This is a genomic window from Mycobacterium sp. 3519A, assembly GCF_900240945.1.
GTDB lineage: Bacteria > Actinomycetota > Actinomycetes > Mycobacteriales > Mycobacteriaceae > Mycobacterium.
Map to the genome: position 1 here is coordinate 2,845,340 of NZ_OESG01000014.1, position 19,119 is coordinate 2,864,458.

General features: G+C 66.7%; 21 protein-coding genes. 16 read left to right on the forward strand and 5 right to left on the reverse strand.

All coding sequences use genetic code 11. The annotated features are described in order from the left end of the window. Positions 1-8: 8 nt before the first annotated feature. The 5 genes from C1A30_RS34940 to C1A30_RS34960 all read left to right on the forward strand — a co-directional run bounded on the left by C1A30_RS34940 (position 9) and on the right by C1A30_RS34960 (position 5,225). Positions 9-470, forward strand: coding sequence for a hydrogenase (locus C1A30_RS34940; protein ID WP_101952716.1), 462 nt, complete (start codon positions 9-11; stop codon positions 468-470). Further along, positions 449-1,024 (forward strand): UbiX family flavin prenyltransferase, encoded by a 576-nt coding sequence (locus C1A30_RS34945; protein ID WP_101952717.1) that lies wholly within the window; start codon positions 449-451, stop codon positions 1,022-1,024. The genes C1A30_RS34940 and C1A30_RS34945 overlap by 22 nt, the downstream gene beginning before the upstream one ends. After that, complete coding sequence (locus C1A30_RS34950) at positions 1,021-2,586, forward strand: UbiD family decarboxylase (protein WP_235010340.1); 1,566 nt, start codon at positions 1,021-1,023, stop codon at positions 2,584-2,586. Before C1A30_RS34945 ends, C1A30_RS34950 begins: the two co-directional genes overlap by 4 nt. A 114-nt stretch (positions 2,587-2,700) precedes the next feature. Continuing rightward, the gene (locus C1A30_RS34955; RefSeq protein ID WP_101952719.1) at positions 2,701-4,080 is read left to right on the forward strand and encodes an NAD(P)/FAD-dependent oxidoreductase; all 1,380 of its coding nucleotides are present in this window, start codon (positions 2,701-2,703) and stop codon (positions 4,078-4,080) included. Positions 4,081-4,082: 2 nt separating this feature from the next. Continuing rightward, entirely contained in the window at positions 4,083-5,225 is a 1,143-nt protein-coding gene (locus C1A30_RS34960) for an LLM class flavin-dependent oxidoreductase (RefSeq protein ID WP_101952720.1), read from the forward strand. Here C1A30_RS34960 and C1A30_RS34965 read toward each other — a convergent pair. Then, the gene (locus tag C1A30_RS34965) at positions 5,220-6,794 is read right to left on the reverse strand and encodes an NAD(P)/FAD-dependent oxidoreductase (protein WP_101952721.1); all 1,575 of its coding nucleotides are present in this window, start codon (positions 6,792-6,794) and stop codon (positions 5,220-5,222) included. The two genes, C1A30_RS34960 and C1A30_RS34965, sit on opposite strands and share 6 nt — an antisense overlap. A gap of 140 nt (positions 6,795-6,934) precedes the next feature. Here C1A30_RS34965 and cysD point away from each other — a divergent pair, with 140 nt between their 5' ends. Genes cysD through C1A30_RS34980 form a run of 3 tightly spaced genes read left to right on the forward strand, consistent with a single transcriptional unit; the run spans position 6,935 to position 10,460 of the window. Further along, positions 6,935-7,858 (forward strand): sulfate adenylyltransferase subunit CysD, encoded by a 924-nt coding sequence (cysD, locus tag C1A30_RS34970; RefSeq protein ID WP_101952722.1) that lies wholly within the window; start codon positions 6,935-6,937, stop codon positions 7,856-7,858. Then, positions 7,858-9,702, forward strand: a complete 1,845-nt coding sequence (cysN, locus tag C1A30_RS34975) for a sulfate adenylyltransferase subunit CysN (RefSeq protein WP_101952723.1) — start codon at positions 7,858-7,860, stop codon at positions 9,700-9,702. The genes cysD and cysN overlap by 1 nt, the downstream gene beginning before the upstream one ends. Continuing rightward, positions 9,699-10,460, forward strand: a complete 762-nt coding sequence (locus tag C1A30_RS34980) for a 3'(2'),5'-bisphosphate nucleotidase CysQ (protein WP_101952724.1) — start codon at positions 9,699-9,701, stop codon at positions 10,458-10,460. The genes cysN and C1A30_RS34980 overlap by 4 nt, the downstream gene beginning before the upstream one ends. Here the strand turns inward: C1A30_RS34980 and C1A30_RS34985 are convergent. After that, positions 10,447-11,115 (reverse strand): helix-turn-helix domain-containing protein, encoded by a 669-nt coding sequence (locus tag C1A30_RS34985; protein ID WP_101952725.1) that lies wholly within the window; start codon positions 11,113-11,115, stop codon positions 10,447-10,449. The genes C1A30_RS34980 and C1A30_RS34985 overlap by 14 nt on opposite strands. Before the next feature lie 85 nt (positions 11,116-11,200). Between C1A30_RS34985 and C1A30_RS34990 the strand changes: the two genes are divergently transcribed. From C1A30_RS34990 to C1A30_RS35005, 4 genes are read left to right on the forward strand one after another with little or no spacing between them, the layout of a single operon-like run. Then, the gene (locus C1A30_RS34990) at positions 11,201-11,986 is read left to right on the forward strand and encodes a class I SAM-dependent methyltransferase (protein WP_101952726.1); all 786 of its coding nucleotides are present in this window, start codon (positions 11,201-11,203) and stop codon (positions 11,984-11,986) included. 18 nt (positions 11,987-12,004) lie between these two features. Continuing rightward, positions 12,005-12,601, forward strand: a complete 597-nt coding sequence (locus C1A30_RS34995) for a cysteine hydrolase family protein (protein WP_101952727.1) — start codon at positions 12,005-12,007, stop codon at positions 12,599-12,601. 9 nt (positions 12,602-12,610) lie between these two features. Then, a complete protein-coding gene (locus C1A30_RS35000) occupies positions 12,611-13,273 on the forward strand; it encodes a pyridoxamine 5'-phosphate oxidase family protein (protein WP_101952728.1) in 663 nt (220 codons plus the stop codon). A 10-nt stretch (positions 13,274-13,283) separates the two neighbouring features. Next, a complete protein-coding gene (locus tag C1A30_RS35005; protein WP_101952729.1) occupies positions 13,284-13,760 on the forward strand; it encodes an RrF2 family transcriptional regulator in 477 nt (158 codons plus the stop codon). Here the strand turns inward: C1A30_RS35005 and C1A30_RS35010 are convergent. Beyond that, positions 13,757-14,395 (reverse strand): TetR/AcrR family transcriptional regulator, encoded by a 639-nt coding sequence (locus C1A30_RS35010; RefSeq protein ID WP_101952730.1) that lies wholly within the window; start codon positions 14,393-14,395, stop codon positions 13,757-13,759. The two genes, C1A30_RS35005 and C1A30_RS35010, sit on opposite strands and share 4 nt — an antisense overlap. A 63-nt stretch (positions 14,396-14,458) precedes the next feature. On the opposite strand from C1A30_RS35010, the gene C1A30_RS35015 reads away from it, so the two are divergent. Both C1A30_RS35015 and C1A30_RS35020 read left to right on the forward strand, forming a co-directional pair. Further along, on the forward strand, positions 14,459-15,376 hold the full coding sequence (locus C1A30_RS35015; protein ID WP_235010341.1) for an alpha/beta fold hydrolase: 918 nt from the start codon (positions 14,459-14,461) through the stop codon (positions 15,374-15,376). Beyond that, positions 15,363-16,022 carry a maleylpyruvate isomerase family mycothiol-dependent enzyme gene (locus C1A30_RS35020; RefSeq protein ID WP_101952731.1) on the forward strand — a complete coding sequence of 220 codons (660 nt, stop codon included), beginning with the start codon at positions 15,363-15,365 and terminating at the stop codon, positions 16,020-16,022. The genes C1A30_RS35015 and C1A30_RS35020 overlap by 14 nt, the downstream gene beginning before the upstream one ends. Here the strand turns inward: C1A30_RS35020 and C1A30_RS35025 are convergent. Then, complete coding sequence (locus tag C1A30_RS35025; protein WP_101952732.1) at positions 15,991-16,383, reverse strand: VOC family protein; 393 nt, start codon at positions 16,381-16,383, stop codon at positions 15,991-15,993. The two genes, C1A30_RS35020 and C1A30_RS35025, sit on opposite strands and share 32 nt — an antisense overlap. A 19-nt stretch (positions 16,384-16,402) precedes the next feature. Here C1A30_RS35025 and C1A30_RS35030 point away from each other — a divergent pair, with 19 nt between their 5' ends. Continuing rightward, on the forward strand, positions 16,403-16,933 hold the full coding sequence (locus C1A30_RS35030; protein WP_101952733.1) for a GNAT family N-acetyltransferase: 531 nt from the start codon (positions 16,403-16,405) through the stop codon (positions 16,931-16,933). A gap of 29 nt (positions 16,934-16,962) precedes the next feature. Further along, complete coding sequence (locus C1A30_RS35035; protein ID WP_101953120.1) at positions 16,963-17,976, forward strand: nitronate monooxygenase; 1,014 nt, start codon at positions 16,963-16,965, stop codon at positions 17,974-17,976. Positions 17,977-17,982: 6 nt separating this feature from the next. Here C1A30_RS35035 and C1A30_RS35040 read toward each other — a convergent pair whose 3' ends face one another. Further along, a complete protein-coding gene (locus tag C1A30_RS35040; RefSeq protein ID WP_101952734.1) occupies positions 17,983-19,035 on the reverse strand; it encodes a methyltransferase domain-containing protein in 1,053 nt (350 codons plus the stop codon). Positions 19,036-19,119 lie beyond the last annotated feature (84 nt).

The window sequence follows — 19,119 nt, forward strand, 5'->3', positions numbered from 1 at the left end:
TGACGGTAATGAAACCTGTTGACCGAAAGTTGATGTGGCACGGCGTATTCCTCTTCTTGATTGGCCTGATCACAGGTCTTCAGGAGCGTCGCTTCAAGAACATGCGCATGGCGTTGTCAGCGCATCTGGAAGGCGTGATGAACGGCACGTTCCTCATTGCACTCGGCGCCGTATGGGGGCATGTCGAGCTGCCGCCGCGTGTCGAACGCGCGGCCCGATGGACCGCCCTGTTCGGGACCTACGGCAACTGGTTTTTCACAGCGTTGGGTGCTGCGATGGGCACCGCCGCCGCGAATCCGATTCTGTCGCAGGGACATCAGGGCAGACCCTGGCAGGAGAAGCTTGCCGGGGCCGGGTTCCGCAGCATCGCGTATTCCATCCTGGCCGCGGTTGTTTTGATCCTGTGTGGGCTCACCCGGGAGCCACGGGAGGCGAAGGGAGACCCACGATGCGCATCGTCGTGGCGATGACCGGAGCGACCGGCGCCGCGTTGGGAGTCCGGCTGCTGGAGATGCTCGCCGACCTCGGCGTCGAGACACACTTGATTCTCAGTGACTGGGCACGCGCCACCATCAACCTCGAAACAGCGCTCAGCGTCGCGGACGTGCGCGCCCTGGCGACCCACGCGCACGGCAGCCAAGACCTGGCCGCCGCCATCTCCAGCGGATCATTTCACACCGACGGCATGGTGGTGTGTCCATGCAGTGTGAAGACGCTCAGCGCCATCCGGATCGGGTACAGCGACAACCTGATCACCCGTGCCGCGGATGTGACGCTCAAAGAACGCCGCAGGTTGGTGCTGGTCGCCAGGGAGGCGCCGCTATCCGAAATCCACTTGGAGAACATGGTTTACCTCGCGCGTCTCGGCGCGGTGATCTTCCCGCCGACCGTGGCCTACTACGCGCGGCCGGCCTCGGTCGATGATGTGACCACCTACATGGCCGGCCGCATCATCGACCAACTGGGCATCGAGCACGAGCTGATCACCCGGTGGAAAGACGGTCGGTTGAGGAGCACAAGTTGACTGCGACAAGCGAGTCAGCGTCGGGACCCGACTTGCGCAGTTGGATGGCCACTCTCGATCGCGCGGGTGAGATGCGACGCATCACCGCGTTGGTGGATTGGGATCAGGAGATCGGCGCGATCACCCGCGCCAACCAGGCGTTGAGCGGGCCTGCGCTGCTGTTCGAAAACATCGTCGACCACCGGGACACGCTGTGCACCAAGTTGTTCACCTCGGGGATCGGCAACCGCCGCAAGGTCCAGCTGATGTTGGGCCTGCCGGAGACTGCAAACGACGCGGCCATCGTGCATCACCTCAAACAAGCCTTCACCAAACCTGTTCCACCGCGGGTGGTGGACACCGGCCCGGTCAAGGCGAACATCGTCGATGGCGACGGCATCGACCTATGGCAGTTTCCCGCGCCGCGATGGCACGGCACCGACGGCGGCCGTTACCTGGATACATTCTGCGGAGTCGTCACCGAGGACAAGGTGACCGGACGCGACAACATCGGGGTGTATCGCGGCATGATCGGCGACCGCGACAAAATTGTCAAACTCCTTGCGCCCATCCAGGGTTGGGGCGGTCACCTCGAGGGATACCGGCCGGAACCGATGCCCGTTGCCGTCGTGTACGGGTGGCACGACGTACTGCCATTCTGCGCTGGAAGCCCATTCCCCAAGGACGTCTGCGAATGGGACATGATGGGTGCCTTGCTCGGCCACCCGATCGACCTCGTGCCCTGCGATACAGTGCCGCTGCACGTTCCCGCCAGCGCGGAGATCGTCATCGAGGGCTATCTGGACCCCGACGTTGAAACGTTCATGGAGGAGGGTCCGTTCGCGGAGTACCCGGGATACATCGACGGCCACTCCGCGCCGACGCCGGTGCTGCGGGTCACCAGGATCACCCACCGCGACGATCCGGTCCTGCGTGGCTCTCTGGAGGGCATGCGTCCCGGATTTCTGGTCGAAGACTCGATGATCAACTACGCGCGCTCGGCGATCGCCTGGAATGTGTTGGAAAGCCTCGGCGTAAGAGGTGTCACCGATGTGTGGATGACGCAGGTATCCAATGGCACGAACATCGTGGTCCAGATCCGCAAGTCCTACCGCGGGCATGCCCAGCAGGTCGCCGCGGCGCTGTGGGGGACCAGCGGATCCATCTGGTTCTACAAGAACGTCATGGTGGTCGAGGAAGATATCGACATCCACGATCCGGAAGCGCTGGACTGGGCGATGGCCTACCGCGTGAACGCTGGTCTCGGCGACATCACGATCTACGGACCGACTCTCGGCTCGCCGCTGGATCCGTCGACACCGCACGACAAGTCGAACATGGCCAAATACGGTTCCGGCGAATGGCATCGGATGCTCATCGACGCCACACGGAGCTGGGACGTCGCGCCGCGCCCTGAATGGGGCGGCCGTCACTATCCGCCCGTCAACAAGATCGCGCCAGAGTTGGAGGCGCGCGTTGCTGCCCGCTGGGACGAGTACGGGATCGGCATCGCATACCTTGACGATGCGCAGCGAGAGCTGATGACGATGGAGCAACTGAGCAAGCGCCTGCCGGACGTGTAACCGAAATCTGCTTTCAAGCAACGAGATATCTCGCCAGCCATTGGACGTATTCGGCGGTGAGCGGCGTTAAGTCAAGCAGCACAACAGATTACGCGCTTGACTGAAAGGCGATTGATGACGGGCTCCGAACTTGGCGAAACCGCGGTGGTACTCGGCGCGAGCATTTCAGGATTGCTCGCCGCTCGAGCGCTGACCGACTTCTACGCGAACGTGATCGTCGTCGAACGGGACATCCTGCCGGAGCGACCCGTGACTCGCCGCGGGGTGCCGCAAGCCGGGATGCCGCACATCCCTGCGGCGCGCGGTGTGCAGCTGATGAACGAACTCGTTCCCGGCCTCCTTGACGACCTCGTCGCCGGGGGCGCGCGAGTGTGGAACGACGGCGACCTGTCGCGGCTGCACTTGTCGTTCAACGGACACCGATTCGTTCGCAGCGGCAGGATCCCCGACCCGGACTCCATGGCCATGCATTTCGCACACCGGCCCTTCCTCGAGTGGAGTCTGCGTCGCAGGGTGCAGGCCATACCGAATATCGAGATCCTGGGTGGCCGCGACGCAGTGCGATTGGTGTCGACGCACCCGCATGACCGGGTAACAGGTGTGGTGTTGGCGGAGCGCGCCTCCGGCGAGGAGACGTCCCTCGCGGCCGATCTAGTCGTCGACGCCACGGGTCGGGGTTCCCGCACACCGGTGTTGTTCGACGAACTCGGTTACCGCCGCCCACCCGAAGACACGCTGACAGTGCACGTCACCTATGTGGGTCTTCCTGTGTACCTTCCGGACGAAACCTACCGCGAATATCTGGCCTTCGCCGCCCCGGAACCCAATCGACCGTATGGCTACGCGATGTTCGCCGGACAACAGGACACGTACATGTTGGCGGTTCAAACGGTTGCAGGCGCCAAAGCACCTGCGGATCGCGCGTCTCTGCTCGAGTTGCTTGCCGAGATGGCGCCCCCGCACGTGCTGGCCGCCGCACGCCGTGCCGAGCCACTTGCAGACACGACGCAGTACCGGTTTCCATCGAATCGATGGCGACGGTACGACAAATTGGCACACACTCCCGGACGCCTGGTGGTCATCGGTGACGCACTGTGCAACTTCAATCCTCTTTACGGGCAGGGCATGTCGATAGCTGCGATCGAAGCGACGATCCTGCGCGATTGCCTCCGGCAAGGAGACGACGACCTGCCGCGCCGATACTTCCGCCGTGCCGCCAAGGAGATTCGGGTGGCCTGGCGGGCGGCGATCAGTTCGGACCTGGCGCTGCCGCAAATCGCAGGCAAGCGACCGGCGTCCATCCGGGTGACGAACGCTTACCTGGAACGGGTCCTTACTGCTGCGGAAACCGACCCCGCCGTCGTTCAAAAGTTCATCCGGTCACTCAACATGATTGATCCGCCATCCCAGCTGCTGCGACCCTCGACGATTCTCCGGGTGGCCAAGGGTTCTAGACGGCGTGCCGCCGACACCGCGACGGCCGGAGGCGCGTAGCGATGCTCAAAGTCGGTCTGATCGAACAGCCGTTACACACCCGCTTCTCGCCGACAGCGTTGGTCAGCGCCAGTTACCTCACCGCCATCAGCACCGGGGTGGACTCGTTCTGGCTACCCGACCACATCAACTCGTTGTTTCCGCCGGCTGTGATGACGTCGAAACACGTCGGCACCGCGCGGCTGGCACCGAATGCCGACGCCCATTACGACCCGTGGACCATGCTCGGATACCTGGCCGCCCGACACCGTTGGAGGCGTCGCCGACTCGGGATCGGTGTGACCGACCCGGGACGTCGCAACCCCGCGGTCACCGCGCAGGCTGCCGCGACGGTGCACCTCCTGACGCGCGGCCGGGCCATCCTGGGATTCGGAACCGGAGCGCGCACAAGCAACGAGCCCTACGGCGTCGACTGGGCGAAACCCGTGGCACGGTTCGAGGAGGCCATCGCCACCATTCGCGCGTTGTGGAACTCCGGCGGTGAACTGGTCACCAGGGACTCACCATTCTTCCCGCTGCACAAGGCTGCCTTCGAGCTGCCGCCGTACCGCGGCAAGTGGCCGGAGATCTGGATCGGTGCAAGGGGTCCGCGGATGTTGCGGGCCGCCGGCCGCTACGCCGACGGGTGGTTTCCCGCGGCGATGATGTTCGGTCCCAAGGACTATGCCCTCGGGCTCGACGCGGTCCGCGCCGCTGCGTCGGACGCCGGGCGCGACCCCGCGACCATCACCCCCGCAGGCCTGCTCTTCGTCGTGACCGGTCGAAGTCGACACGAGGTCGAAGACGCGTTGGAGTCAGCGGCGCTGAAGGCATTCACGCTCAACGCATCCGCACAGCGGTGGGCTCAGCATGGTCGCACTCATCCGCTCGGAACCGACTTCACCGGCGCGCAGGACATCACCGCACAGGTACTCGACGAGCAGACCGTCCTCTCCATGACGGCCGACGTGCCGCTCACCCTGCTCAAAGACTTCCTTCTCACCGGAACGCCCGACGACGTCGTCGAGCAGATCGCCGACTGGCGCGACCACGGTTTGCAGTACCCGGTGCTCAGCAACATCAGCGCACTGCAGCCCAGTCTGAGCCGTGGCTTGGCGGCAAGCACACCGTTCGCCAAAATCGTTCGCGCACTGCGCAAACTATGAACGGGTGGTCAGTGTGGACGCGACGTGGTGGCCTGACCCCGCCCCGAGGCCGGCGCCGGGGTGGGTGGAGGCTCCAATGTGCCAAAGTCTCTTGATGTGCGTCCGGTGCTGAGCCGATGCCGGCAGCGGTCGCCAGCGGAGGCTCTGATCCAGTTCTGCAGCACCACCGTACGGATCACCGCTTACGGCATTCACGTTGTACGCCAACAGGTCCCGCGGAGAAATGACCTTGACATCAAGAATCTGCGGCCGCAGTCCTGCTGCGTGTGCGGCCAACCGGTTCAGTACTCGCTCGGCGTAACCGTTCTTGAGTTCGTCTTCCCAGCCGCGGGAGGTGTCGAGCCGGCCCGACGCGTCACCGCGCGGATCGAACGGCACTTCCTGAAGTTGCAGCCACAACGCCGCACCGCCGGGCGGTACCCGCGTGGGATCCAATGTGAACTGTTGTCCCACAACGATCGTCGGTCGTCGGGGCAACAATCCCGCCTCGGCTTCGGCGCAGGCGATCGCGGTGCTCGCGGACCCGTCGCTGACGTGGAAGACAGGCGCCTCACGAAGGCGGGGGTCGTGCCACCGCGGCGGAGCCGACAATGTCACGTGGATCTGCATGGCCCCGCGGCCGTACCGATACGCCGCAGCCTGCGCGCGCAGCACGGGGCTGATCTCCTCAGGGGGCAGCAGCGAACCATAGAGCGCAGACGGTGTCACCGACGCCAGGATCGCGCGCCGCGCCCAAAATCGATGCGGCCCCGCCTCGACGCCGACCGCGTGACCCGAATCGACGATGATCCGCTCGGCGCAGGTGTCGGTGTGCACCTGCACACCGAGTTCGTCGAACAGCCCCCGAAAGGCGGCAATCAGGCGCCCGGACCCGCCCTCGGGCACGGGAACCCCGACGCCATGCAACAAAGCCGCGAAAACCGGCAGCATCATCCCGCCGTACGCATGTTCGGGGGACAAGCCTGCGTGCAGCAGCCACGGAACCCACAAATGGTCGACTTCGACGCCTGCGAAGTTCCTCGCGCAGTATGCGCGTCCCGACGTCGCTGCGTCGCGCACCAACGCCTCGGCACCGCGACGGCCGTTGACGCGCAGTGCTTTCAACGCCAGCTTCAATAGGCGCTGACCCCGCAACGCCCCGCCCATCGCCTCACCGAACAGAAGCGCATTACGCTCGAATCCGGTCAGCGCCTGCAGATATGCCGTCCGGTCGGCCGGATCGTCGAATCCGGCAACAGTCAATGCGGGATCCCGATACGCCACAGTCACTGCGCCGTCGTCGGCCACACTGGCGGTGACGATGTGATCGGTATTGCGGTAGCTCAGACCGTGTCGCCCCAGATGCTGACCCAGGACGCCATAGGCAGGCCCGGACACAAACAGCGGATGCCAGGCCGAATAGGTGTCCAGTACACATCCGGGAACGGCGGACTCTTCACTCGCGACGAAGCCGCCGATCTCGGGATTTCGCTCGAGCAGAGCCACGGTCCAGCCGGCAAGCGCAAGCTCGGCCGCAGCCACCATTCCGTTGATTCCGGAGCCGATGATCACCGCGTCGACGGCAGACATATCACGTCAAACGCCGCTGACCGCCGATTCAATACGCTCTGCTCGCCGCGGAGCTCGCGTTGACAGCGCAGGCCGGGGCTGGTTTCATATCCGGTTATGCAGATTATTCTGGTCATTTCTACCAACTTAACGAGGTTGTGATGACCGCCGCACAGGAACTCAACCCTGGCCGCTACGAGCTGAGCCATCTGCGCTCGCTCGAGGCCGAGGCCGTCCACATCATTCGCGAGGTCGCCGCGGAGTTCGAGCGGCCGGTTCTGCTGTTCTCCGGCGGCAAGGACTCCATCGTGATGCTGCACCTGGCGATCAAGGCGTTCCGGCCCGGCCGACTGCCGTTCCCGGTGATGCACGTCGACACCGGCCACAACTTCGACGAGGTGCTGGCCGCTCGCGATGAGCTGGTCGCCGAGTCCGGGGTCCGCCTCGTCGTCGCCAAGGTGCAGGACGATATCGACGCCGGACGTGTGGTCGAGACCATCCCGTCGCGCAACCCGATGCAGACCTTCACGCTGCTGCGCGCCATCCGGGAGAACAAGTTCGACGCGGCGTTCGGCGGCGCCCGCCGCGACGAGGAGAAGGCCCGCGCCAAGGAGCGGGTGTTCTCCTTCCGCGACGAGTTCGGCCAGTGGGATCCGAAGAACCAACGACCCGAACTGTGGAACATCTACAACGGGCGGCACCGCAAGGGCGAGCACATCCGGGTGTTCCCGCTGTCGAACTGGACCGAATTCGACATCTGGTCCTACATCGGCGCCGAGAAGATCAAACTGCCGTCGATCTACTACGCCCACGAGCGCAAGGTGTTCGAGCGCGACGGCATGCTGCTCGCGGTGCACAAGTACATGCAGCCCCGTAAGGACGAGGAAGTCGTCACGAAGACCGTCCGCTTCCGCACCGTCGGCGACGTCACCTGCACCGGCTGCGTCGAGTCGTTGGCGGGCACCGTTTCCGAGGTGATCGCCGAGACCGCGGTGTCACGGTTGACCGAGCGTGGCGCCACCCGCGCCGACGACCGGATCTCCGAAGCCGGCATGGAAGACCGCAAGCGCGAGGGGTATTTCTGATGGCCACACTGCTGCGCATCGCGACCGCGGGTTCGGTCGACGACGGCAAGTCCACGCTGATCGGCCGGCTGCTGTTCGACTCCAAGGCCGTCATGGAGGACCAACTCGCCGCCGTCGAGCGGACCTCCAAGGAACGCGGGCACGACTACACCGACCTGGCGCTGGTCACCGACGGCCTGCGCGCCGAGCGTGAACAGGGCATCACGATCGACGTCGCCTACCGCTACTTCGCCACGGCCAAGCGGAAATTCATCATCGCCGACACCCCCGGCCACATCCAGTACACCCGCAACATGGTCACCGGCACGTCCACCGCGCAATTGGCGATCGTGTTGGTCGACGCACGGCACGGGCTGTTGGAGCAGTCGCGTCGGCACGCGTTCCTGGCGTCGCTGCTCGGCATCCGGCACATCGTCCTCGCGGTCAACAAGATGGACCTGATCGACTGGGACCAAAAGACATTCGAGACGACTCGGGATGATTTTCATGAGTTCGCGGCTCGCCTCGATATCCACGATGTGACCACCATCCCGTTGTCGGCGCTGCAGGGCGACAACGTGGTGACCAAGTCCAGCAACACCCCGTGGTACGACGGGCCCTCGCTGCTGTCACACCTCGAAGAGGTCTACATCGCAGGCGATCGCAACCTCGTCGACGTGCGGTTCCCGGTGCAGTACGTGATCCGGCCGCAGACCCACGACCACCTCGACCACCGCAGCTACGCAGGCACCGTCGCCAGCGGCGTGATGCGTCCCGGCGACGAGGTCGTGGTGCTGCCCAGCGGGAAGTCCAGCCGCATCACCGCGATCGAAGGCCCGAGCGGGCCTGTGCAGGAAGCGTTTCCGCCGATGGCCGTGTCGGTCAGCCTCGCCGACGACATCGACATCTCGCGGGGCGACCTGATCGCGCGGCCGAACAACCAGCCGCGGGTGGCGCAGGAGTTCGACGCCACGGTGTGCTGGATGGCCGACGGGTCGTCGCTGGAGCCCGGCCGCGACTACATCATCAAGCACACGACGCGCACGACGCGGGTCAAGGTGACGGCGCTCGACTACCGCCTCGACGTCAACACCCTGCACCGCGACAAATCCGCGACCGCACTGAAACTCAATGAGTTGGGCCGCATCTCGCTGCGCACCCAGGTGCCGCTGCTGCTCGACGAGTACAGCCGCAACTCGGCGACCGGGTCGTTCATCCTGATCGACCCCAACACCAACGGCACCGTCGCGGCGGGCATGATCCTGCCGTACGTGACGGCGCGCACCGCCAGCCCGAATACCGTGCGCCATGAATCGCTGTGCACCTCCGAGGACCGGCTGTCGAAGGGCCGCACGGTCTGGTTCACCGGGCTGTCCGGTTCCGGGAAGTCGTCGGTGGCCATGCTCGTCGAACAGAAGCTGCTCGAAAGAGGCACTCCGGCTTATGTTCTCGACGGCGACAACCTGCGCCACGGCCTTAACGCGGACCTGGGTTTCTCGATGGCCGACCGCGCCGAGAACCAGCGCAGGCTCGCTCACATCGCGGCGATCCTGGCCGACTCGGGTCAGGTCGTGCTCGTTCCGGCGATCAGCCCGCTGGAGGAGCATCGCGCGCTGGCGCGCAAGTTGACCACCGAAGCCGGCCTCGAATTTTTCGAGGTGTTCTGCGACACCCCGATCGAGGACTGCGAACGTCGTGACCCGAAGGGGTTGTACGCCAAGGCCAGGGCCGGCGAAATCACCCACTTCACCGGCATCGACAGCCCGTATCAGCGGCCGAAGAACCCGGATCTGCGGCTGACGCCGGACCGCAGCACCGAGGAGTTGGCAGACCTGGTGATCGAGCTACTGGAAAGCAAGCGGTGACCGACCACGAGGTCGCGGCACAACTGGCCACAGCAGCGGGCAAACTGCTGCTCGACGTGCGTGCCGAGCTCGCCGACGCCACCGAGTCGGAGCGGAAAGCCGCGGGCGACAAGCGGTCTCACGACTTCCTGATGGACGCGCTGGCGTCGCAACGGCCTGGTGACGCGGTGCTGTCCGAGGAGGGGGCCGACAACCCGGTGCGGCTGTCCGCCGAGCGGGTGTGGATCGTCGATCCGCTGGACGGCACCCGCGAGTTCTCCGAACTGGGCCGCGACGACTGGGCGGTACACGTCGCGCTGTGGCAGGCGGGAGAGCTGGTCGCGGGCGCGGTGGCCCTTCCCGCACAAGGCATCACGCTGGCCACGCCGACGGTCAGCCCGCCGCCGGCGAGGCTCAATGTCGCCGGCCAAGCGGCTCCGGCTGCGGACAAGCCGCGGATCGTGGTGTCGCGCACCAGGCCACCCGCGGTCGCGCTTGCGGTGCGGGACGCGCTGGATGGCACGCTGGTCGAAATGGGTTCGGCCGGCGCCAAGGTCGCGTCGGTGGTCCAGGGCATCTCCGATGTCTACGTCCATGCCGGCGGCCAGTACGAATGGGACTCCGCGGCGCCGGTCGCGGTCGCCCGCGCGGCTGGCCTGCACACGTCACGCATCGACGGCACGCCGCTGGTCTACAACCAGGCCGACCCGTTGCTGCCCGACCTCGTGGTCTGCCGTCCCGAGTTCGCCGACGCGGTACTGGCGGTCACCTCGCGCTGATCGGCCGGTGCGCGTTCCACGTCGGGAATGACCTGCGCAACCACGCCGGTCCGGTGAGCTTGATGTCCCCGGAGCGGATTGCGTCGGCCCAACTGCGCGCCCCACGGTGCCAGTCCACGAAGGCCCGCGATCTGGCCTCGACCACCAGGTCGGGCTGACCGCCGGGATCGCGGTAACAGAGTTCGGCGTCGCCGCCATCGATCAGCAGCCAGTACCGCCGATTGGTCGGCCGCTCGTCGGGGAAGATCATGGCGACGATCCGGCGGTCGGTCGGCAGCGCCGATCGATCGAGTTGAACCTGGACCCATGCCCACAACGCGAAAGCGGGATCGCTGTGCTCCGTCGTCATTTCGAGCCAGCGCTCACCCCACTCGGCCATGCCGCCGATGATGCCCGCCAGATCGGCACCCGCGTCAGTGAGGTGATAGGTGTGGCCGTGGCCGTCGGTTTTGGCCTCGGACCGGATGACTCCCGCGTGCTCGAGTTCGTCGAGTCGTTTGAGCAGCATCGAACGCGACATCGTCGGCACGCCCCTGGCGATCGCCGAGAAAGTATCTGCCCCGAACATGAGGTTGCGGACGATCAGCGGATTCCACCGTTCGGCAAGAATCTCCGACGCCCGAGCGACCGGGCAGTACTGCCGGTACGTGCCCATGTCTCGATCGTCTCACCGCGCTGGCCCTCGGTGAAGTTCTGAAACGGAACTTCCCGCACGGCCGTTGGGCGCGCAGTATCGGGACATGAGTACGGGCCAGGTCTCCACGACGGCAGCGGAGGTGTACGAGCAGTTCTTTGTGCCCGCTCTGTTCGGGCAGTTCGTGGCACCGATGCTCGACGCGGTGGACGCGAGCGACGGCGATCGCCTGCTCGACGTCGGCGCGGGCACCGGCGTGCTGGCGCGGGCAGCACTGAATCGGGTGGGTGCGCGCGGGTCGGTGGTCGCCGTCGACCCGAACGAGGGCATGCTCGCCGTCGCCAAACGCATCGCACCCGGTGTGGACATTCGTCGTGGATCGGCTGAGCAGCTGCCGGTCGCCGATGCGGAGTTCGACTGTGTGACATGCCAATTCGCAGTGATGTTCTTCGAGAACCGGCAGCGTGCGGTCGCCGAGATGCGGCGTGCGCTCCGCGCGGGAGGATGCGTGGCGGTGGCCACATGGGCATCCGTCGAGCAGGCACCGGGGTATGCGGCGATGGTGGAACTGCTCGCGGACGAGATCGGCGACTGGGCCGCCGACGCGCTGCGGGCACCGTTCTGCGTCGGCGACCGGGGGCAACTACGCGACGTGCTGAGCGGGTCGTTCGCCGAAGTGACCGTGCACCACCGGGAAGGTGAGGCCCGTTTCGCGTCGCTCGACGACTGGCTGTACACGGAGATACGGGGGTGGACGCTCGCCGAGCACATTGATGACGAGCAGTACGAGCGGCTGCGGCGGGCGGCCGGGACGCGGCTCGCGCGTTTCGTCACCGGTGACGGGTCGGTGCGGTTCGCGGCGCCCGCACTCATCGCGACCGCTGTGGCGTGATGCCAGTACGCTCGGCGGGTGAGCAACCCGACCCTGCGCGTCCTGGCCGATCTGCCGCAACAGCCGGTCAGCCTTTCGGAATCGACACTGATCCTGATCGACTGCCAGAACACCTACACGCGCGGCGTGATGGAACTCGAAGGCGTCCAAGAGGCGCTCGACGAGGCCGCTGCGCTGCTCGACCGGGCGCGCTCGGCGGGTATCCCGGTCATCCACATCCAGCACGACGACGGTCCCGGTTCGCTCTACGACATCGAGGGGGAGAGCGGCGCGATCGTGCCCCGCGTCGCCCCGCGCAACGGTGAACCGGTGGTGGTGAAGAACTATCCGAATTCGTTCGTGCAGACCGACCTCGACCAGGTGCTGAAGACCTCCAACGCGACGAATCTGGTGCTGGCCGGCTTCATGACGCACATGTGCGTGAACTCCACCGCCCGCGGCGCGTTCAACCTGGGCTATGCGCCGACGGTGGTCGCCAGCGCCACCGCGACGAGGGCGCTGCCAGGAGTGTGTGACTCGACGGTCTCCGCCGAGGCGATGCAGGCCGCCAGCCTGGCCGCGATGGCCGACCTGTTCGCCGTCGTCGTGCCCGGCGCCTACGACATCCCCGATTAGCCTTAGCGCATGTCGGCCACCCCCTCCACCCAGGTCACCCGGCTCCGCGAGAAGCAGGACACGTCGCGGCAACGGCTCGACGAACTCCTCGACAGCACACCCCTTGCGACGGTTGCACTGGTGCGTGACGGGCATCCCGTCGTGTTCCCGACGGGCTTCGCACGCCTCGACGACGAACTCGTCATCCACGGGTCGACAGGTTCGCCGTGGCTGCGCGCGCTGGCGGCGGGTGCGCCTGCCGCGGTGTCGGTCACCGCGCTGGACGGAGTGATGGTGGCGCGCAGCGGGTTTGAGTCCTCGTTCCGCTACCGCAGCGCCGCGATCTTCGGGAGGTTCGAGGTGATCGACGGTGACGACAAAGAGCGCTATCTCGACGCGCTGGTGGAGGCCTTCATTCCGGGGCGTGTCGCCGAATTGCGCGCAAGCAACCGCAAAGAGATCGCAGCGACGCAGGCCTTGCGGCTGGCCATCGCCGAGACGAACTGGTCGCTGAAAGTCAGCGACGGCTGGCCGGAGGACCCGCCCGAGGACGTCGCGTCGGGAGCGTGGGCGGGCGTGGTGCCGATGACGGTCACCTACGGCGCGCCGCAGCCCGCCCCCGACAACCTGCCCGGCACGCCGACGCCCGCATCTGTACGCGCGTTGAGCGGTAACTTCGACAATCCCGACTAACCTGGCCAACATGCGGATGTCGGCCAAGGCGGAGTATGCCGTCCGGGCCATGATCCAGCTCGCCACCGTCGAGGCCGGCGTGCTGGTCAAGACCGACGACCTGGCCAAGGCGCAGGGCATCCCGCCGCAGTTCCTCGTCGACATCCTGTCCGAACTGCGCACCGACCGGCTGGTCCGCAGCCACCGCGGCCGCGACGGCGGCTATGAGCTGGCCAGGGCGGCCGCCGACATCAGCATCGCCGACGTGCTGCGCTGCATCGACGGGCCGCTGGCCAGCGTGCGGGATATCGGGCTCGGCGATCTGCCGTACTCGGGGCCGACCGCCGCCCTGACCGACGTGTGGCGTGCGCTGCGGGCCAGCATGCGATCGGTGCTCGAAGAGACCAGCCTCGCCGACGTCGCTTCAGGCACGCTGCCCGACCACGTCGCGAAGATGGCGGGCGACTACCTCGGCCAGGAGCAGCAGCGCGGCCACTCGGTGGGCTAGCGACGCTTGCGCAGCCTGCGGGTGGCGATGCCGTCGAGCAGCATGCACAGCCCACGGTCGAAGTCCTCCTCGGGCGACATTTGCATCGCAACCTTCGACAGTGACCCGATGTGCGGAAATGTGTCACCTGCCACCGTGCCGATCCGCGCGGCGGCATCGGCCGCGTCACGGCCGCGGGTCAGCGGGCCTGCCAATTCGGTCTGCACGGCGCCGATGACGAAGCCGAGCACGGCGTGGAACGCGGCCAGTCGGTCGTGGTCGGGCAGGCCGCCCCGCTCGAGCGCGGCGATCAGCGCGTCGGCGGCGGCATAACCCGTCGCCGACAACGTACGACGGGTCAGCACAAGTGGAATCGCGGCGGGGTGTGCGCGGATGCCACGCCACATCGCGTCGGCGATCGCGTACGCATCGTGCTGCCAGTCGTCTGTCGGCGCGGCCAGTCGGACATCCGCGACCACCGCGGCGACGACCAACTCCTCGAGCCCTTCCTTGTCGGCCACGTAGTTGTAGAGCGTCATCGGTCCTGTGCCCAACGCGGCAGCCAGCGATCGCATACTCAGCGCGGAAAGCCCTTCGGCGTCGACGATCTCGAGCGCCGTCGCAGCGATTTCGTCGGTCGTGAACCGTGCGCGCATCTGATGACCCCTTGACAAGTACGTCGTACGTGAAGCAGTGTAGCCAACACGTACAACGTACTTATGCTGGAGGTGCCCATGCCCGCGACCATTCCGACCCAACGGGTCGACTTCTCATGCCGAGGCGTGCGCTGCGCGGCATGGCTGACGCTGCCCGTCGGATCTGGTCCGCATCCGGCCGTCGTGCTGGTGCACGGACTCGGCGCGACGCACGACATGATGTTGGCGCAGTACGAACAGCACTTCGCCGCCGCGGGAATCGCGACGCTGGCGTTCGACTACCGCAACACCGGTGACTCGGACGGCCAACCGCGCCAACACATCTCGACGCATAACCAGCGTCACGACGTGGCGGCGGCGCTGGAACACCTCAAGTCGAGGCCGGAGGTCGACGGCCGGCGAGTCGGCCTGTGGGGCACCAGCCTCGGCGGCATGAACGTGGTCCGAGTCGCCGCCGAGCGCGCTGACGTGGCGGCCGCGGTGGTGCAATGCCCGATCGTGCACGGGCCCGGGGCGGCCAGGAAGTTGGGTCTGCTCGCTGCGTTGCGGCTGACGCCCGCCATCGCGCAGGACGTGCTGCGTGCAGTGTTTCGCAGGGAACGACGGTACGTGCCGATCGTCGGACCGCCAGGGGGTTTCGCCATGGTGACGGTCGACGGCGCCGAATCGGGTTGGCGATCGACCGTCCCGCCCGGCGGGCGGTTCGACAACCGGATCGCGGCCGCCGGCGCCGTCGCGATGGTACTGACGTCGGCCACCCGGCACGCAAGCCGGATCGAGGCGCCATTGCTCGTGTGCGTGTGTGACCGGGAGAACCTGATGGATACCGGGTACGCGGCGTTGGTGGCGCGGCGCGCGCCTCGTGGCGTCGCCAAGCATTACGACTCCGACCACTTCGCGATCTACCACCCACCGCTGGTTGCTCAGGTGATGGACGACCAAACAGCTTTTCTGCGGGAGCATCTCGATGTCCGCGCGTGATCGACTGCGCGCCAACGACGCGCGCCTCCACGCGCTGGCCGCCGACTTCAGTCCCGCGGAGTGGGCGCAGCTCAGCCTGTGCGAGCACTGGTCCAACCACGACGTGCTCGCCCATCTCGTCGTCGGCAGCAGCGCGTCGGCTGCGGCGGTGACCGCCGAAATGCTGCGCCACAGAGGGTCATTCGACCGGGCCAACGCGGCCATGGCGTGTGCGCTAGCTGCCGCGCGCACCCCTGCCGAACTCCTCGATGACTTCCATCGACTGACCCAACGCCCGCGCGGGCTCGGCCGCTACTTCCCGCCGCGACTGCTGCTCGGCGACCACATCACGCACGAACTGGACATGCTGTTCGCGCTCGGCCGCGAGCCTGCCATCCCCGCCGATGCGCTCGTCGCCGTGTTGGAAACCCAAGTGCGCGTGCCGAATCCGTTTGTCCCCGCGTACGCCAACAGCCGCGGGTTACGCCTGGTTGCCACCGACGTCGGCTGGACCCACGGCGATCGAGGTCCGCTCGTCTGCGGCCCCGCCGCCGAACTGGTGAGCGTGCTCGGCAACCGGCCCGCGATGCTGAGCCGCCTCGACGGGGATGGAGTGGATGTGCTGGCGTCGCGGGTCAGCCGGCACCCGAGCCGTAGGGCCGGGTGAGGATTTCCAGATAGTGTCCGCCCGGGTCCTGGAAGTACACGCCGCGGCCGCCGTCGTTGTGGTTGATCTCGCCGGGTCTGCTGCCGTGCGGATCCGCCCAGTGCTGTATGCCGCGGTCGCGGATGCGGCCGTAGATCGCGTCGAACTCGTCCTCGGAAACCAGGAAGGCATAGTGCTGCGGGCGGATGTCCTCCTCCGGTCCCACCTGCGCGTAGTCGAGGCTGACGCCGTGATTCAGTTCGACGGCCAAAAACGGGCCGAATTCCCTGGCGCGTGGCAGACCGAACAACTCGGTGAAAAACCGGGCTGACTCCTCGCGGTCTTTCGCCGCGACGATGGTGTGGTTGAACGTTATTGCCATATCCATCCACGATAGGCCTATGTCGGAAGTCGAGACGCTCACCGGGCCACGGGTGACATTGCGCGCACCCACGATCGACGACGCGCAGCCACTCTTCGACCGCGTGGTGTCTGACCCGGAGGTTTCCCGATACATGTCGTGGCGCACACATGCCGATGTATCCGAGACGCGGCGGGTGATCACCGAGATCTTCAACGTCGGCGGCGAGACCACGTGGATCATCGAACTCCACGACGGCGACGGTCCGGTCGGGGTCTGCGGCTGGCGCAGGCCGCAACCGCACATCATCGACTTCGGCTATTTCCTGGGCAGGCGCTGGTGGCGCCAGGGGCTGATGTCCGAAGTCGTGCAACTGCTTCTGGACAAGGCCCAGCGCGACCCGACCGTGTATCGGGTCACCGCGCACTGCCATGTCGACAACGCCGGGTCCGCCGCGCTGCTGCAACGCAGCGGCCTGACGCTCGAAGGCCGGCTGGCCCGCTATGCCGTGCTGCCGAACATCAGCGGCGAGCCGCAGGACTGCCTGCTGTTCGGCAAGGCTCTGCGGTGACGACGCGGCCCGGGTGGTACGAAGGATCGATGGCGTTCGACTTATCTGATCTTTCGGTGCCCATCCTCGTCGCCCCGATGGCCGGTGGGCCGACGACGCCACAACTCGCCGCGGCGGGCACCAACGCAGGCGGCCTCGGTTTCGTCGCGGCGGGCTATCTGACACCGGAGGTGTTCGCCGAGCGGCTGTCCGCGGCCCGCAACCTCACGTCCGGCCCTATCGGCGCGAATCTGTTTGCCCCACAACCGAGTGCGGGCACCCGCGAGGACATCGCCCGGTACGCGAAGGCGCTCGCGGGGGAAGCCGAGCGGTACGGCGCGCAACTCGGCGAGCCCCGGTTCGACGACGACCACTGGGCGGCCAAGATCGAGGTGCTGCTCGACGTGCGACCGGAGGTCGCGTCGTTCACCTTCGGCGCGCCGAGCGCCGACGAGTGCCACCGGTTGCGGGAGGCGGGCATCGCTGTGGTCGGCACCGTGACGACGGTGGCCGAGGCGCGCACGGCCGTCGCCAACGGTGTCGACGCGGTCGCGGCGCAGGGACCGGCGGCAGGCGGGCATCGCGGCACCTTCGACCCGGGCGTGCCGCCGGCCACTCAACCCCTCGACGAGTTGCTCGCCGAGCTCAAAGCCGCCGTCGACGTGCCGGTCGTCGTCGCGGGCGGATTGATGACGGCCGAGGACGTCGCGAGAGTCATGGCGGCCGGCGCGGCCGCGGCCCAACTGGGCACCGCGTTCCTGCTGTCCGACGAAGCGGGTAGCAGCCCGGTGCACCGCGCCGCGCTGCAGGATCCGCGCTTCACCGAAACCGTTGTCACGCGGGCATTCTCGGGCCGCTACGCGCGCGGGCTGCGCAACCGGTTCGTCGACGAGCACGAGGCGGAGGCGACGTACGGTTACCCGGAGATCCATTGGCTGACCAGCCCGCTGCGCGCCGCGTCGGTGCGCGCCGGTGACCCGGAAGCCGTCAACGTGTGGGCGGGCACCGGCTACCGGCAGGCCAGGACGGGATCCGTCGCGGAGATAATCGCGTCGTTGACGTAGCGCGGGCTACGGACGCGCCTCGTAGACGATGTTGAACGGTGTCTCGGTGGCCCGCCGGAACCGCGTGAAGCCGCCGCCGTCGACGACGACCTCGCGCAGGCGTTGTTCGCCCGCCTGCGCACCGAGTGCGGGACCGTTGCGCGCCAACGACACCGGCACGCAGACCTGCGACGACGCCCCGTACATCACCCGGCCGACCGGGTTGAGGTTGTCTTGGACGCGGTCATTTGCGAAGGGCTCCACGATCATTGCGATGCCGTCGCTGGCGAGTGCGTCACGCGCGTGCCGCGCCGCGCCAACGGGATCACCCATATCGTGCAGGCAGTCGAAGAACGCGATCAGGTCGAGATCCTTGCCCTGGTAGCTGACGGCGTCGGCCACCTCGAACGTCGCATTCTCGACACCGGCGGCCGCGGCGCGGGTGGTCGCCACCTGTATGGAGTCTGGGTGGTAGTCGTACCCGATGAACGTCGAATTCGGGTAGGCCTTGGCCATCAGCACGGTGCTCGCGCCGTGGCCGCAGCCGACATCGGCGACTGTGGCGCCGGCCTGCAGCCGCTCGACCGCGCCGTCGAGTGCCGGCAGCCACGACCCGAGCAGGTTCGCGTTGTAACCGGCCCGGAAGAAGCGTTCGGTGCCGACGAACAGGCACGGGTGGTGTTCACCCCATTCCATGCCCTCGCCGGTCTTGAAGTGATCGACGGTGCGACCGAGCGCGTAGAACAGCGCCTCGACGATGTTGTAAGCACCGGGCATGTCGACCGGCCCGTCGGGATCGGCCAGGCATGCCGCCTGCTCTGCAGACATCGACCACTTGCCCGTGTCGGGGTCGTATTCGACGTAGCCGGCGGCGCCCTGATTGCCGAGCCACTCCCGGACGTATCGCTCATGAGTGCCCGTCTTCTCCGCCAACTCGGCCGACGTCAGCGATTCGGCGGCCAGCGCCTTGTACAACCCGAGGCGATCGCCCACCAGCACGAGTGTCGCGCTGACAGCCGCACCGAGATCAGCGACCGCCTTGCCCAGGAATTCGTTGAGCTTTGCCTCGTCAATGGCCATTGCACTCACCCCCACCCACTTCCTACGCCGAACGTTCGTTACCGCTCGAAAAATCGCAAAAATTTCGAGCGGTAAGGAACGTTC

Excerpts from the sequence above, each read along its gene's own strand:
- C1A30_RS35040 (WP_101952734.1), bottom strand. The coding sequence starts at position 19,035 with ATGGCCATTGACGAGGCAAAGCTCAACGAATTCCTGGGCAAGGCGGTC.
- C1A30_RS35015 (WP_235010341.1), top strand. The coding sequence starts at position 14,459 with ATGCTGGAGGTGCCCATGCCCGCGACCATTCCGACCCAACGGGTCGAC.
- C1A30_RS34945 (WP_101952717.1), top strand. The coding sequence starts at position 449 with ATGCGCATCGTCGTGGCGATGACCGGAGCGACCGGCGCCGCGTTGGGA.
- cysD (WP_101952722.1), top strand. The coding sequence starts at position 6,935 with ATGACCGCCGCACAGGAACTCAACCCTGGCCGCTACGAGCTGAGCCAT.
- C1A30_RS34940 (WP_101952716.1), top strand. The coding sequence starts at position 9 with ATGAAACCTGTTGACCGAAAGTTGATGTGGCACGGCGTATTCCTCTTC.
- C1A30_RS35000 (WP_101952728.1), top strand. The coding sequence starts at position 12,611 with ATGTCGGCCACCCCCTCCACCCAGGTCACCCGGCTCCGCGAGAAGCAG.
- C1A30_RS35010 (WP_101952730.1), bottom strand. The coding sequence starts at position 14,395 with ATGCGCGCACGGTTCACGACCGACGAAATCGCTGCGACGGCGCTCGAG.
- C1A30_RS35030 (WP_101952733.1), top strand. The coding sequence starts at position 16,403 with ATGTCGGAAGTCGAGACGCTCACCGGGCCACGGGTGACATTGCGCGCA.
- cysN (WP_101952723.1), top strand. The coding sequence starts at position 7,858 with ATGGCCACACTGCTGCGCATCGCGACCGCGGGTTCGGTCGACGACGGC.
- C1A30_RS34985 (WP_101952725.1), bottom strand. The coding sequence starts at position 11,115 with ATGGGCACGTACCGGCAGTACTGCCCGGTCGCTCGGGCGTCGGAGATT.
- C1A30_RS34965 (WP_101952721.1), bottom strand. The coding sequence starts at position 6,794 with ATGTCTGCCGTCGACGCGGTGATCATCGGCTCCGGAATCAACGGAATG.
- C1A30_RS34960 (WP_101952720.1), top strand. The coding sequence starts at position 4,083 with ATGCTCAAAGTCGGTCTGATCGAACAGCCGTTACACACCCGCTTCTCG.
- C1A30_RS35025 (WP_101952732.1), bottom strand. The coding sequence starts at position 16,383 with ATGGCAATAACGTTCAACCACACCATCGTCGCGGCGAAAGACCGCGAG.
- C1A30_RS34955 (WP_101952719.1), top strand. The coding sequence starts at position 2,701 with ATGACGGGCTCCGAACTTGGCGAAACCGCGGTGGTACTCGGCGCGAGC.
- C1A30_RS35005 (WP_101952729.1), top strand. The coding sequence starts at position 13,284 with ATGCGGATGTCGGCCAAGGCGGAGTATGCCGTCCGGGCCATGATCCAG.
- C1A30_RS35020 (WP_101952731.1), top strand. The coding sequence starts at position 15,363 with ATGTCCGCGCGTGATCGACTGCGCGCCAACGACGCGCGCCTCCACGCG.
- C1A30_RS35035 (WP_101953120.1), top strand. The coding sequence starts at position 16,963 with ATGGCGTTCGACTTATCTGATCTTTCGGTGCCCATCCTCGTCGCCCCG.
- C1A30_RS34990 (WP_101952726.1), top strand. The coding sequence starts at position 11,201 with ATGAGTACGGGCCAGGTCTCCACGACGGCAGCGGAGGTGTACGAGCAG.